This is a genomic window from Actinomadura sp. NPDC048021, from assembly GCF_040653135.1.
GTDB lineage: Bacteria > Actinomycetota > Actinomycetes > Streptosporangiales > Streptosporangiaceae > Spirillospora > Spirillospora verrucosospora.
In genome coordinates this window covers 143,498-157,154 of record NZ_JBEZJQ010000010.1, presented here as the reverse complement: position 1 = coordinate 157,154, position 13,657 = coordinate 143,498, and the positions used below count along the sequence as shown (strand labels likewise).

Below are 13,657 nucleotides of genomic sequence, written 5' to 3'. Positions count from 1 at the left end.
CCCCGGGGGTGCCCGCCGCGGCCCCCGCGCCCGCTCGGGCCGCGGCGGCCCCGCCGGCCGCCGAGGCCGAGCAGGCTTGACCCCGCGGTCCCGGCGGCGTCCGCGCGGACGCCGCCGGGACCGTCGCGGGTCACACGACCAACGACGAGAGAAGCGAAGAGAGCGATGGCCAACTTCACCGCCGCTGACGTCAAGCGGCTGCGCGACCTGACCGGCTCCGGCATGATGGCCGTGAAGAACGCCCTCACCGAGGCGGACGGCGACTTCGAGAAGGCGACCGAGCTGCTGCGTCTCAAGGGCGCCAAGGACGTCGGCAAGCGCGCCGAGCGCACCGCCGCCAACGGCCTGGTCGCCGAGCACTTTGCGAACTCCGGTGACGGGGCGCTCCTGGAGCTCAACTGCGAGACCGACTTCGTCGCCAAGAACGCGCAGTTCATCGAGCTCGCCCAGCGCCTGGTCGAGTTCGCGGCCGCCAACGGCGTCACGGACGCCGCCGGCCTGCTGACCACCGAGATCGAGCCCGGCAAGACCGTCCAGGCCCTGATCGAGGAGAACAGCGCCAAGATCGGCGAGAAGCTGGAGCTGCGCCGGTTCGCCCACTTCCAGGGCGCCTACGTGGCCAGCTACCTGCACAAGTCCGACCCGTCGCTGCCGCCGACCACCGGTGTGCTGGTCGAGCTGGACAGCGAGAACGCCGAGGTCGCCAAGGACGTCGCCCAGCAGATCGCGGCGATGGCTCCGAAGTACCTCACCCGCGAGGAGATCCCCGCCGAGGCGATCGAGAAGGAGCGGGCGCTCGCCGAGCAGCTCACCCGCGACGAGGGCAAGCCCGAGCAGGCGATCCCGAAGATCGTCGAGGGCCGGGTGAACGCCTACTTCCGCGACTTCGTGCTCGTGGAGCAGGCGTTCGTGAAGGACAACAAGAAGACGATCGCGAAGGTCCTCGACGAGGCCGGCGTGAAGGTCGTCCGCTTCGCCCGCTTCAAGGTCGGGCAGGCTTAAGGGCACTCTGGAGACGAGTACCCGAGACATAGCGAACGCAACGAGGAGGCCGCCGACGTGCCGGACAAGACGACCAGTAGCGCGACGGCGGCCTCGTCGTCCGGCCAGCACGCGCCGCGCGCGGGCTGGAAGAGGGTGCTCCTGAAGCTCTCGGGCGAGGCCTTCGCCGGACGCGACCCGCTCGGCATCGACCCGGAGGTCGTCCAGCACGTCGCCGAGGCGATCGCCGAAGCCGTCCGGGACGGCGTGCAGGTGGCGGTCGTGTGCGGCGGCGGGAACATGTTCCGCGGCGCCGTCATGGCGGAGCGCGGCATGGACCGCGGGCGCGCCGACTACATGGGGATGATCGGCACCGTCATCAACTGCCTGGCCCTGCAGGACTTCCTGGAGAAGCTCGGGCTCGACACGCGGGTGCAGACCGCCATCACCATGAGCCAGGTGGCCGAGCCCTACATCCCGCGCCGCGCCATGCGGCACCTGGAGAAGGGCCGCGTGGTCATCTTCGGCGCCGGGCTCGGTCAGCCGTTCTTCTCCACGGACACCACCGCCGCCCAGCGCGCGCTGGAGATCGGTGCGGAGGCGGTCCTGAAGGCCACGCAAGTGGACGGTGTCTACGATGCCGATCCCCGAAAGAATCCAGACGCGGTCAAGTTCGACCGTTTGGAATACGGTGAAGTTCTACAGCGGAGCCTGAAGGTCATGGACGCCACGGCCATCAGCCTCTGCATGGACAACGCGCTCCCCATCGTGGTCTTCGACCTCATGGGGCAGGGCAACATCGTCCGGGCCGTCCGGGGTGAGAAGATCGGCACGCTGGTCAGCCCGGCGGAGGGCTGACCGCAGCCCACGGCCGCGCCGGACGCGGCGCGGAACCGCAGGATCAGGGCCGACCAGATGACACGGGAGTCACAGTGATCGACGAGACCCTCCTCGAAGCCGAGGAGAAGATGGAGAAGGCGGTCGCGGTCGCCAAGGAGGACTTCCAGGCCATCCGCACGGGCCGGGTCACCCCCGCGATGTTCAACAAGATCACGGCCGAGTACTACGGGACGCCGACGCCGATCAACCAGCTCGCGTCCTTCACGCTCCCCGAGCCGCGGATGGTCGTCGTCCAGGTCTTCGACAAGTCGTCCATGCAGGCGGTGGAGAGGGCCATTCGCGACAGCGACCTCGGTGTGAACCCCACCAACGACGGCAACGTCATCCGGGTCGTCTTCCCGGACCTGTCGGAAGAGCGCCGCAAGGAGTTCATCAAGGTCGCCGGCACCAAGGCGGAGGAGAGCCGGGTCTCCATCCGCAACATCCGGCGCCGCGCGAAGGACGCCCTCGACAAGCTCGCCAAGGACGGCGAGGTCGGCGAGGACGACGTCAGGCGTGCCGAGAAGGATCTCGACGACACGACGCACCGCTACGTGGCGCAGATCGACGAGCTCCTTGAGCACAAGAAGGCCGAACTGCTCGAAGTTTGATGAGACTTGACGACGCCGGGGAGCCCTCGGGCTCCCCGGACGAGCCGGAGGTCGACATGGCCGGCCCACCCCCCGGAGAAGCACTGGCCTCGCCCCCTGGGCAGGGGCGGGACGGCTCCGGCGACCCCCCGTCTTCCGATGGCCCCTCGCCTTCCGGCGGCGCGACGCCCGCTGGGAAGCCCGAGAGCAAGACGGGGCGAAACCTCCCGCTCGCCATAGGTGTGGGCGTCGCGCTCGGCGCTCTCGTGCTGCTCTCGCTGTACACGATCAAGGAGATCTTCCTTGGCGTGATGGTCGTGTTCCTGTTCCTCGGTATGCGGGAGCTGACCGAGGCTTTCAAGAGCCGTGACATCCGTGTCCCGTTCATCCCTGTCGCGACGGGAATGGTCGGAACGCCGGTCGTCGCCTACGTGTGGGGCTCCACCGCCACCATCGCCGCGGTCTCGCTGACGGTCCTCGCGCTGCTGATGACGCGCATGACCGAGGGCGCCTCCGGATACGTGCGGGACGTCACCGCCGGATCGCTCGTGGCCGGCTACCTGGTGCTGATGGGCGGGATCGTCGCGCTGCTGATGCGTCCCGACGACGGCGACCACCGCATCGTCATCTTCATCGCCACGACCGTCGCCAGCGACATCGGCGGGTATTTCGCCGGGTCCTTCCTGGGCCGGCACAAGCTCGCGCCCACGATCAGCCCGAAGAAGACCTGGGAGGGCGTCACCGGGTCCGCCGTCACCTGCATGATCGTGGGCGGGTGGCTGGTGTGGTGGCTTCTGGACGGCGGTCACATCTGGCAGGGCGTGATCATCGGACTCGCCGCCGTGGTCACCGCGACCGCAGGCGACCTCGTCGAATCGATGATCAAGCGGGATCTCGGGATCAAGGACATGGGAACGCTCCTGCCCGGCCACGGCGGAGTGATGGACCGCCTCGACTCCCTCGTCGCGACGGCCCCCGTCGTCTGGCTGCTGCTGGAACTGTTCGTCCCCAGCTAGGACGTTCTGGGGGCGTTCCGCGGCGCGACTGTGGGCCGCCCCTGAGAGACCAGGCCGCCTTAGGAGACGACCCAGGAACGGCCCTGCTGGGCCAGACGCCGGATGAGCGCGTCCGACCCCTCGCTCTTGGCGAACCGGTGCTCCTCGCCCGTGATGGGCACGAGCCACAGCCATCGGACGGCGTCGCCGGCGAGCGTCAGTCCGGTCATGCCAGGCGCCTCAGGGCCCGCGAGACGGTTCGGGTCGTCCAGAAGAAGCACGCCCTCCCAGGACGACTCGCCGTTGCCGAGGGGGAACGTGCGGGCCTCGTGGTACCACTTGACGACGTCCCCAGGCGCGAACCACGTCACCGACCGCCACGGGTACTGCGCCAGCCACGGGAAGATGCTGCCTGACCGCTGACTGGGCAGCGTGCTGGCGACGGCCAGTTCTATGCGTCCGTATGGGGCGACGTCGTCTTCGTACAGTTCGACCGTAGGCATCCGCTGGCGGCTCATCCCGACCGTGCTCAGAACGGTGAACTGCCGGTCGCCCCTTGCGGGACGCTCCGAGACCCCTACCGTCGGGGCCATGCTCGGCCTGCCGCCCGCCAACTGGCGTCCGACATCGTGCCAGTAGTGGCCACTGGGACCCAGCCTCTGCAGGAGGTGACCGAGGATCGACTGCTGGAACTCCGCCCAGGAGCCGTCTGCGCGGCATCTCTTCCAGTGCTCGCGTGCTTGCTCGACGCGCGGCCCGAAGTCCTCGATCCCTTCGTCCAGAGGGAAGGCGAACGGGCTCTGCAGTGTGGCGTCGCGGGCGTAGCCGGGAATGCCGCGCCCCATGTCAGACCAGCCGGGGATCACCAGCAGCAGGTCGCCCCCCTCAAGCAGGGCCACGCCGTCGCCCTCCTCGAACCAGACGACCTCCAGCGCTTCAGTGTCCAGCGCCGGGCGTCCTTCGGGGTGGCGCACGTGGGACTCCGGCAGAAGGGGCGCGTGGCCCGCGTCGAGCCGCGACCGGTCCAGTTCCCGTGGGGCCTCGCGGTGGTTCGCGACCCAGACCGCCCCGACCACCGAGTCGCGCGCGTCCTTCAGGTAGGCGGCGGTGACCTCGCCGTCGGTCTCCACGGTGAGTCGCCGGCTGCCGTACGGGCTGGCCGCCGCGTGGACGACCGTGGCCGCTGACCCCCGGGGCGAGGCGGCGCCCCTGCGCAAAACCGACATGATCGAGACCTTAGTCGCAGACAAGGCCGTGTGCAGGAATGTCGCTGTTCAGGTATGGGCGGACGTCCAGGACGGACGATGCACGCACAGGTGTTTGCGACACTGGAAGGACCATGTCTACCACCCAGCCCTCCGCGACCGGTGCCGCGCCCAAGAAGACCCCGGCGAAGCTCGTCTTCGCCGCACCGAGGCGCGGCAAGCCGCCGAGGCATCTCGCCGACCTCACCACGGCCGAGCGTCGCGAGGCCGTCGCCGCACTGGGGGAGAAGCCGTTCCGCGCCGACCAGCTGTCGCGCCACTACTTCGCGCGCCTCGTCGACGATCCCGCCAAGATGACGGACCTGCCGGCCGCTGTCCGGGATCGGCTGGTGTCCGAACTGCTGCCTTCGCTGCTGACCCCAGTACGCGAACTGGACTGCGACGGCGGAACGACACTGAAGACCGTCTGGAAGGCCTTCGACGGCGTCCTGTTCGAGTCGGTTCTGATGCGGTACCCCGACCGGGCGACGATGTGCGTCTCGTCCCAGGCGGGCTGCGGGATGAACTGCCCCTTCTGCGCGACCGGTCAGGCAGGGCTCACCCGCAACCTTTCCACGGCCGAGATTGTCGAGCAGGTCGCCGCGGGCGCGCGCGCACTCGCCCGTGGGCGCGTCCCAGGGGGCCCCGGCCGCGTCTCCAACATCGTCTTCATGGGCATGGGCGAGCCCCTGGCCAACTACAAGGCCGTGATAGGCGCGGTCAAGCGCATCACCGATCCGGCGCCCGCCGGGCTGGGCATCTCCCAGCGTTCGGTCACGGTCTCCACGGTCGGGCTCGTACCGGCCATCGAGAAGCTCGCCGCCGAGGACATGTCGGTCAGGCTGGCCGTGTCCCTGCACGCCCCCGACGACGAGCTGCGCGACGACCTCGTGCCCATCAACAACCGGTGGAAGGTCTCCGAGGTGCTCGACGCCGCCTGGGCCTACGCCGAGCGCAGCGGGCGCCGCGTCTCGATCGAGTACGCCCTCATCAAGGACATCAACGACCAGGCCTGGCGGGCCGATCTTCTCGGAAGGCTCTTGCGCGGCCATCTCGTACACGTCAATCTGATCCCGTTGAACCCAACGCCGGGTTCCAAGTGGACCGCCTCCCGGCCCGAGGACGAGCGCGAGTTCGTCCGGCGCCTGGAGGCCCACGGGGTCCCGGTCACGGTGCGCGACACTCGGGGCAGGGAGATCGACGGGGCCTGCGGGCAGCTGGCCGCGGCGACCAAGGACTGAGCGCGCCGCGGGGCGCGTTCCCGGCGCCGCGCGGAGCGCGCGGACACGGCTGAGGAGCGCGGTGCCGGTGAGGACGGGTACACGGCTGCCGGTGGTCTTGCGAGGCTACGACCGGGACCAGGTCGACGCCCTGCTCAAACGGATCTCGCAAGCGCTGAGCGGCGGACCGCCGGTGCCCGCGGACGAGGTGCGCCAAGCCCGGTTCACCACCGTCCTTCGCGGCTACGACCACCGCGCGGTGGACGAGCTGCTCCGCGAGTGCATCAGGGAACTCCAGGCCCGTGCGCCGATCGCGGAGCGCCCCGGCCGCACCCGCGCCCAGCCGGCCTGGCTGATCAACTGGATCCAGAACGCGCGGTTCTCCGGTGCCGGCCTGCGCCCCGGCTACGACGTGCGGGACGTGGACGCCTTCCTCGAACGCGTGATCGCCGGCCTGCGCGGCATCGCCCCGCCCGTGACCGCCCGGGACGTGCGGGAGAGCGCGTTCCGCACCGTCCGGTTCGGGCCCGGTTACGACGAGCAGGAGGTCGACCGCTTCCTGCTGCAACTCGCGGCCGCCCTTGAACGCTGACGAAGTTATCCACAATTTCGCAGGACGTCGCGCGCCGCGTGAGGGTCGCGCCACGCTACGTGCATGGACCCTTTCGCCGTACAGTACCGACGGCTCCGAGCCCTGTTCGACGCCTTCCTCGCGCCGGAGATCACGGCCATTCTGCTGCCCCTGACCAAGCCCGGGCTTCGCCTCTCCACCCGCGGTGAGGTGCCCGTCCACCTTGGAGGCACCCCGCAGCTGCCGCCGGACGAGCCATGGCCGACCTGGAACGGCCGCCCGCTCGACTTCTTAGGCGCGATCGACTTCGCGGGCCTCGCCGGCCTGCCGAGGGTGCCCGGTCTGCCCGCTTGCCGCGCCGCGTTCTACTACGCGAGCGGGCTCCCTCGTCCGTGGGGCGACGAGCCGAGCCAACGCGACGGCTGGCGCGTCTTCACCGGCGCGCTCCGCCCGGCGACCCCGCCATCAGGCGCCCTTTCCTACCCGCAGGTCACGCTAGGCGCCGCTCCGTTCCTCTCCTTGCCTTCTCCCCAGGAGGCCGTCATCCAACGCTTGGAGATGGTCTACGACGGCATCGTGCCCGTGTACGAACAACTGCACGCCGCGTGGACGCGCCACACCTGCCCGGATGAAGCCCCCGCGCACCAACTGGGCGGCTGGCCGACCCTCGTCCAGCGTCCCGTCGGCCCCGACTGCCTGTACGCCTCGACCGGCCGCACCCTGAACTCCCTCAATCCTCCGGCCCTCACACCGGACGAGCAACGCGCGGTGGAGGAATGGCACCTCCTCCTCCAACTCGACTCCGACGACCGCCTCGGCTGGTACTGGGGCGACCCGGGCCGCATCTACTTCTGCAACCGCCACGACACCCCTTTGGAGCAGACATGGCTAACCGTCCAGGCCGCGTAACCCACCCGAAGGCGTCCCCCGACCGAACACCCGCTGGGCCAAATCAGCCTGCACGGCCTCACGCCCTCGGGAACACACCACCCGACGTACGGCGGCCCACACCGTCGCCCCGGTGGCCATCCCGGCCCCCCAGCGACGAGATGCCTGCGAAAAGAGACGGCCGCGAGGAGGAAGCGGCGAGGAGCGTCAACCCACAAGGCCGTCGGCCCGTAGCGTCGCCCCGGTGGCCGTCCCGGGCTCTCAACGGCGAGATGCCTGCGGGTAGAGCTGGCCGCGAAGAGGAAGTGGCGAGGAGCGTCAGCTCATACTGGCGGCGGCCTGGGCCCTGCCAACATGCTGTGCCGCAGCCGAAGGCGGACAGAGGCTGTCGCTTACCTCTTCCTGTACAACTACGCCAACGAGATCGGCCGAACCCTTCCGGGGCGCGGCACGCACATGGCCGTGATGGCCGCCCCAGCCACAGAGGCTTAGCTCCGTCCGTTCAATGCCTCGCCGGACGACGCAGGCGCGGCGTGACCTGGTGCTCGCTGGGGTCACTCTCCATGGCGCCGTCCCAGCGCGATGCTGTGCGTCCCAGCTTGTTCGGGCCGGAGAACTCCCGTGAGACGAGTGCCCGTGGTCGAGCGCTCACGGGACGCGGCGGCGTGATGTTCGCCGTGGCCGCCGGAACGCTTTACCCCGTCAGCCCAAGCATCGAAGGCCTCTGTGGCAAGGGCCGCGTCAGCGGGCGAAGGCGCGGTGTGAGCTGGTGCTCCACGGGAGCCGCCGCCCCCGCGACACCGCCGCCGAAGGGTGAATGCACCACCGCGGGGAGTGGTCAGGGGGTGCGGTGAGCGGTTACGAAGTAGGCAGTGCCTACGACCGTGGACCAGATGAGGAGGTGGAGGGCGGTGACGGGGAAGTGCGAGACGAAGACGTTCGGGCCGTCGTGAGCTGCGCGCATCCAGTCGATCATCGGGATGGAAAGCCAGGAGAGCCGTCCCATGCCCAGGAGGAGGAGAGCGGTCGCGCCGCCGAGAAGCGCCAGCAGTGAGATCCCGGGATCGGGGATGAGGAGGCGACTCGTCCACGCCCCGAGCAGCGTGCCGGGGACGGCCACGAGGAGGTTCAACGCGCAGCCCGCCAAGATCGCCCGTCCCGGCGAGCCCGCCTGGAATGCCTGGATGAGAGGAATGGCCAGTGTCACGACGCCCAATGAGACGTTCACCCCGTAGGCCGCGAGCAGGCCCGCCCACGTGGGCGCGGACGGGTGGCGGGCCGCGGTGGCGGTCAGAGCGCGCTGCTCATCGGGCTGTGTGTCCAGGAGGGCGCGGGCCGCCCACGCCCACACCGGGAACATGATCGCCGCCACATCCGCGAAAGTCCGCACCGCGAGCTCGCCCGCGTCAGGACCGCTCGGCCCCTGCGCGAGGACCAACGCCACCAGCAGGGCCACGACGATCAGCGGCTGCAAGACGCGCAGCGAGCGGAGGTAACCCGCCACGTGGAAACGGACAAGTGCGATCACTCTTCACGCCTCCGCACCCGGTAGCCGTCGGCCCTCAGCTTCGTCTCCACGGTGTCGGCCTCGTCTCCGGGCACCTCGACCTCCAGGACGGTCCAAGGACTGGTGTCCCCAGGGGCCAGCGGTGTCACGGAGCGGTTGGCGACGTGCAAGCGGTCGACGCCGGGCATCGCCTCGATGCAGCGCTGGTGGTCGCTGACGACGACCGTGGTGCCGCGCGAGGCCAAATCGGAGATCAGTTCGGGGAGAGAATCGCGGGTAGCGGCGTCCAGGCCCGCGAAGGGCTCGTCCAAGATGAGCAGCTCGGGGTCCGCCATAAGCGCCTGCGCGAGCCCGATCTTCTGCGCGCTGCCCTTCGAGAGTTCGGACAGCCGTACATCTAGGAGATGCGCAAAGGCCAGCCGCTCTGCCCAGACGTCACCAGTGCCGGCGGGGATGCGGCGGATGGCCGCCATGTGGCCCAGGTAGGCGCGAACGCTGAACGGCTGGTCGACCGGGAACCGCTCCGGCGCGTACCCCACTCGTGCGGGACGGCCTTCGACGACGCCCGCTCGTGGCCTGCGCAGGCCGGCCATCACTCGCAGCAGCGTGGACTTTCCCGCGCCGTTATGCCCGGTCACCTCAGTGACGCTTCCTTTTGGAAGCGTCACGGTGACGTCCCGAAAAACCCAGGGGTCCCGGCGCCGATAACGAAAGGCGACACGCTCCAGCCGCATGGCACCGGAACTGTAGACACCTCTCCGTAAGGACGGCGTTAGCCCCATCCACGCCACCCGCGCCTGAACCTCGCCGTGGCCAGGTCGGCCGTCGCGGGGTGCGAGCGCGCGGTGCCCTGGTCGTCGTCGGGTTCGTCGACGGGTGGGCTGTGGTGAGGATCAGTCGACGGCGTTCTCGGGCGCGGATCTGGACGACGCGGTTGGAATTGGTGCCGGTCTCGGCAATTGGCGCCGCCGATGGTGGGCGGTCGATGGTGGTGGGCTAGAGGGCAGGGCGCACGTCTCCAGCGTCCTGGCCATGCTCGCCCTGGACAACCGCACTCAGATTGCTTTGCTGGCCCACGAGGCCCGCGCGCAAGCACCCCGAGTGGGTCCGCAAGTACGGCAAGGGGCTTGTGGTGCAACCCCGGCGCAGCGGAGCGCGGTCGTGAAGGTTTGGCGCAGTCGTTTGATGCTGCTCGGTGCGGTGCGGTGGTGCGTTGGGTGCCGGTGGTGGGGTGGGGGTTGTTGGGGGGGGTGGGTTAGGTGGGGGTGGTTAGGGCTTTTGAGAGGCGGGCTGCGTAGTCGGCGGCCTCGGTGTCGGAGGCGTATTTCTGGCGGGGCCAGAAGAAGCCGCGGAGGCCGTCCTTCGGGTTGCGTGGAACCACGTGTACATGCAGGTGGGGGACGCTCTGGCTGATCCGGTTGTTCATGGCGACGAACGAGCCGGCTGCTTCGAGGACGGATTCCATCGCCTGGGCAAGGCGTTGGGCTTGCGCGAAGAACGGGCCTAGAAGGTCCTCGGGCAGGTCAGTGAGCGTCTCGTAGTGCGTCCGCGGGACCAGCAGGGTGTGGCCCTTGAAGAGAGGGCGGGTGTCGAGGAACGCCATCGCGTCCGGTGCGTCCAGCACGACGTGCGCGGGCCGCTCTCCCTTGATGATTTCGCAGAACAGACATGCCTTGCTCACAGCCTCACCCATCCCCCTATTCTCCAGCCCCACCCGCAGGCAACGGCACATCGGCCCGATGTGATCGATGGCTCCGAAGGCGACGTCGGCGCCACCCAGCAGGCGAGCGCTCTGGTTCGCGGCCGGGGCCTCAAGGACGAGCCGTGCTCGGGTGCTCCCGCACCGTGCCTGGCGGTGATTGGCCTGGGCTCCGGCCGGGTGCTGGTCGCTGAGAGTGGTTGGTCGTTCTGTGTGCTTTGTCAGGCCCGTCTGGCCGCGATTAGCTCTTGGCGGTCACGACTCTGAACTCCTGCTGGTGATGGCTGGCCGCTAGGAGGTGTTGCGCTCTGGGGTTCTCTGGGGTCGTTTGGCTGGACTCGCTCATGGTGGCGGTTGGGTGGGTTGGGTTTCTGCCGGTGCTGTGTTGGTGGTGGGTCGTTCTACGTCTGGCTGGCCGTGATTGGTGCCTGGTGGTTGGGCCAGGTTTTGCTGGTGCTGGTGGCTGAGGGGGTGGCTGTTCTGGGAGCGCTGGTCGCCGCTAGTGCTTGCGTTTGAGAGTGGCTGAGTGGAATGGGAGTGTTGATCATGGGTGGGCTGGGCGGTTTGGTTGCCCTGTGGCGGCGGTCGTCTGGTGGTCGTGTTCGACCGCCGCCGGGGAGGGGTGTCAGCGTGTGGGCTTCGTCTGCTCAGGGTGGGTCAGGACAGGGCCAGCAGCAGGGCCGTGTAGGGAGGGATCGGGTCGGGGGCGGGCTCTGCCGCCTCTTGCGCCGCGGCGTGTTCGTAGAGGTCGCGTTCGGCGCGGTCCAGGGCGGCTGACAGGACGAAGTCGGTGACCGACCAGCCGATCAGCTCGGCCGCCGCGCGGATCACGAGAAACTGCTCCGCGGTGGTACGGAAGGTGATGTGATCGTCGGCGGGATCGGCCGGAAGGTCCTGGCGAACCGACTCGGGCATGGCCGGTCTCCTTCCTTGCGGCCTTTCAAAGTACGCCGCGAGGAGTTGCCAGGACATCCCCTCTGAGAACGAGAATCGGCGGTGTCCGGCGGAGTCAGCGGGTTCCCCAGGAGTAGGTCTGTTTGCGAAGTTTGAGGTATACGAAGCTCTCGGTGGAGACGACGCCCGGGACGGCGCGGATACGGCCGAGAAGTTCCAGAAGACGTTCGTCGTCCTCGCAGACGAGCTCCAGGAGGATGTCGAACGAACCCGCGGTGATGACGACGTAGTCGATCTCGTCCAGGGCGGCGAGCTCGTCGGCGATCTTCTCCAGGTCGCCCTCGCACCTGACGCCGATCATCATCTGGCGGTGGAAGCCGAGCATGAGCGGGTCGGTGACGCCGACGATCTGCATCACGCCGGTGTCGAGGAGCTTCTGCACGCGCTGGCGCACGGCGGCCTCGGAGAGGCCCACGGCCTTGCCGATGGCGGCATAGGAGCGGCGGCCGTCCTGCTGGAGCTGCTCGATGATCTGCTTGGCGGTCTCGTCGAGCTGGACGCGGGCTGCCCGTTCCATCCGGTTCTCCTAGCTGCGGCATCGAGGGTGTGAGGCCTCTGGGCCAAGTGAATCAGTCGTGAAATTCGATCGTAACAACGGAATCACTTGTGTTGGACGGACTCCTCTGTAAGGGTCGGGCCAACAGGACACAACGGGCGACGGCGCCCAGGAGGGACCTGAGGATGAGCGGCGAGCGGCTGCGCAACTTTATCGGCGGAGAATACGTCGACGCCAAGGACGGGCGGACGCTGGAGGTGGTCGACCCCAGCACCGGCGAGACGTACGCGGAGGCGCCGGTGTCCGGCGCCGAGGACGTCGACGCCGCGTTCCGTGCGGCGTCCGACGCGTTCCCCGCCTGGCGCGACGCCACGCCGGGGGAGCGGAGCCTCGCGATGCTGCGCTTCGCGGACGCGGTCGAGAAGCGGGCGGAGGACCTCGTCAGGGCGGAGAGCCGGGACACCGGCAAGCCCGTCCAGATGACCCTGGACGAGGAGGTGCCGCCGATGGTGGACAACCTCCGGTTCTTCGCCGGCGCGTCCCGGGTGCTGGAGGGCAAGGCGTCCGCCGAGTACATGGCCGACCACACCTCCTCGATCCGGCGGGAGCCGATCGGGGTGTGCGCCCAGGTGACGCCCTGGAACTACCCGATGATGATGGCGATCTGGAAGATCGGGCCGGCGCTGGCGACGGGCAACACCGTGGTGCTCAAGCCGTCCGAGACGACCCCGGCGAGCACGCTGATGCTGGCGGAGATCGCGGCCGAGTTCCTGCCCCCGGGCGTCTTCAACGTGATCTGCGGCGACCGCGGCACCGGGCGCTCGCTGGTGGAGCACCCGACGCCGCAGATGGTGTCGATCACCGGGAGCGTGCGGGCCGGCATGGAGGTCGCCGCGTCGGCGGCCAAGGACCTCAAGCGGGTGCACCTGGAGCTCGGCGGCAAGGCGCCGGTGGTCGTGTTCGACGACGCCGACGTCGAGGCGGCGGCGACGGGCATCGCCGAGGCCGGGTACTTCAACGCGGGCCAGGACTGCACGGCGGCCACCCGCGTGCTGGTCGCCGACCGGCTGCACGGGGAGTTCACCGAGGCGCTCACCGAGGCCGCCAAGGGGACGGTCGTCGGGCCTCCGAGCAACGCCGACGCCTTCTACGGGCCGGTGAACAACGCGAACCAGCTGGAGCGCGTCCAGGGCTTCATCGAGCGGGCGCCCAGCCACGCGAAGGTCCTCACCGGCGGCGAGCGCGTGGGGGACCGCGGCTACTTCTTCGCCCCGACCGTCGTGGGCGGCCTCAGGCAGGACGACGAGATGGTGCAGAACGAGGTCTTCGGCCCGGTCATCACCGTCCAGAGCTTCTCGGACGAGGCTCAGGCCGTGGAGTGGGCCAACGGCGTCAAGTACGGCCTCGCCGCCAGCGTGTGGACGCAGAACCACGGCCGCGCCATGCGCATGAGCAAGGCACTGGACTTCGGCGCCGTGTGGGTCAACACCCACATCCCGCTGGTGTCGGAGATGCCGCACGGCGGCTTCAAGCACTCCGGCTACGGCAAGGACATGTCGATGTACGGAATCGAGGACTACACCCGCGTCAAGCACGTCATGCACTACATCGGCGGCTGAGCGCCGCCGACCGG

General features: G+C 69.2%; 14 protein-coding genes. 8 read left to right on the top strand and 6 right to left on the bottom strand.

What is annotated here, in order from left to right:
* The first annotated feature begins 165 nt into the window (after nt 1-165).
* From tsf to AB0C87_RS18660, 4 genes are all read left to right on the top strand, one after another.
* Complete coding sequence (gene tsf / locus AB0C87_RS18675) at nt 166-1,002, top strand: translation elongation factor Ts (RefSeq protein WP_345175019.1); 837 nt, start codon at nt 166-168, stop codon at nt 1,000-1,002.
* 57 nt (nt 1,003-1,059) lie between these two features.
* Complete coding sequence (pyrH, locus tag AB0C87_RS18670) at nt 1,060-1,839, top strand: UMP kinase (RefSeq protein ID WP_345175021.1); 780 nt, start codon at nt 1,060-1,062, stop codon at nt 1,837-1,839.
* 74 nt (nt 1,840-1,913) lie between these two features.
* Nucleotides 1,914-2,471: a ribosome recycling factor gene (gene frr / locus AB0C87_RS18665; RefSeq protein WP_345175023.1), complete on the top strand. Its 558-nt coding sequence runs from the start codon at nt 1,914-1,916 to the stop codon at nt 2,469-2,471.
* Nucleotides 2,472-2,527: 56 nt separating this feature from the next.
* Nucleotides 2,528-3,466: a phosphatidate cytidylyltransferase gene (locus tag AB0C87_RS18660; protein ID WP_360578760.1), complete on the top strand. Its 939-nt coding sequence runs from the start codon at nt 2,528-2,530 to the stop codon at nt 3,464-3,466.
* 59 nt (nt 3,467-3,525) lie between these two features.
* Here the strand turns inward: AB0C87_RS18660 and AB0C87_RS18655 are convergent, their stop codons facing one another.
* On the bottom strand, nt 3,526-4,671 hold the full coding sequence (locus tag AB0C87_RS18655; protein ID WP_360578630.1) for a suppressor of fused domain protein: 1,146 nt from the start codon (nt 4,669-4,671) through the stop codon (nt 3,526-3,528).
* Between the two features lie 113 nt (nt 4,672-4,784).
* Here AB0C87_RS18655 and rlmN point away from each other — a divergent pair, with 113 nt between their 5' ends.
* The 3 genes from rlmN (at nt 4,785) to AB0C87_RS18640 (ending at nt 7,389) form a co-directional block, all read left to right on the top strand.
* On the top strand, nt 4,785-5,930 hold the full coding sequence (gene rlmN / locus AB0C87_RS18650; protein ID WP_345175030.1) for a 23S rRNA (adenine(2503)-C(2))-methyltransferase RlmN: 1,146 nt from the start codon (nt 4,785-4,787) through the stop codon (nt 5,928-5,930).
* A gap of 67 nt (nt 5,931-5,997) precedes the next feature.
* A complete protein-coding gene (locus AB0C87_RS18645; RefSeq protein WP_345175032.1) occupies nt 5,998-6,501 on the top strand; it encodes a DivIVA domain-containing protein in 504 nt (167 codons plus the stop codon).
* A gap of 63 nt (nt 6,502-6,564) precedes the next feature.
* On the top strand, nt 6,565-7,389 hold the full coding sequence (locus AB0C87_RS18640) for a YwqG family protein (protein WP_360578627.1): 825 nt from the start codon (nt 6,565-6,567) through the stop codon (nt 7,387-7,389).
* 817 nt (nt 7,390-8,206) lie between these two features.
* On the opposite strand, the gene AB0C87_RS18635 is transcribed toward AB0C87_RS18640, so the two are convergent.
* The 5 genes from AB0C87_RS18635 to AB0C87_RS18615 all read right to left on the bottom strand — a co-directional run bounded on the left by AB0C87_RS18635 (nt 8,207) and on the right by AB0C87_RS18615 (nt 12,045).
* Nucleotides 8,207-8,896 carry a hypothetical protein gene (locus AB0C87_RS18635; RefSeq protein ID WP_360578625.1) on the bottom strand — a complete coding sequence of 230 codons (690 nt, stop codon included), beginning with the start codon at nt 8,894-8,896 and terminating at the stop codon, nt 8,207-8,209.
* Nucleotides 8,893-9,609 carry an ATP-binding cassette domain-containing protein gene (locus tag AB0C87_RS18630; RefSeq protein WP_360578624.1) on the bottom strand — a complete coding sequence of 239 codons (717 nt, stop codon included), beginning with the start codon at nt 9,607-9,609 and terminating at the stop codon, nt 8,893-8,895. Before AB0C87_RS18630 ends, AB0C87_RS18635 begins: the two co-directional genes overlap by 4 nt.
* Nucleotides 9,610-10,130: 521 nt before the next feature.
* The gene (locus tag AB0C87_RS18625) at nt 10,131-10,568 is read right to left on the bottom strand and encodes an HIT domain-containing protein (RefSeq protein WP_353834524.1); all 438 of its coding nucleotides are present in this window, start codon (nt 10,566-10,568) and stop codon (nt 10,131-10,133) included.
* A 663-nt stretch (nt 10,569-11,231) separates the two neighbouring features.
* Nucleotides 11,232-11,489 carry a DUF1778 domain-containing protein gene (locus AB0C87_RS18620; RefSeq protein WP_185023107.1) on the bottom strand — a complete coding sequence of 86 codons (258 nt, stop codon included), beginning with the start codon at nt 11,487-11,489 and terminating at the stop codon, nt 11,232-11,234.
* Nucleotides 11,490-11,583: 94 nt separating this feature from the next.
* Nucleotides 11,584-12,045, bottom strand: coding sequence for an Lrp/AsnC family transcriptional regulator (locus AB0C87_RS18615; protein WP_345175044.1), 462 nt, complete (start codon nt 12,043-12,045; stop codon nt 11,584-11,586).
* 164 nt (nt 12,046-12,209) lie between these two features.
* On the opposite strand from AB0C87_RS18615, the gene AB0C87_RS18610 reads away from it, so the two are divergent.
* Entirely contained in the window at nt 12,210-13,643 is a 1,434-nt protein-coding gene (locus AB0C87_RS18610) for a gamma-aminobutyraldehyde dehydrogenase (RefSeq protein ID WP_345175046.1), read from the top strand.
* The last annotated feature ends 14 nt before the right edge of the window (nt 13,644-13,657 follow it).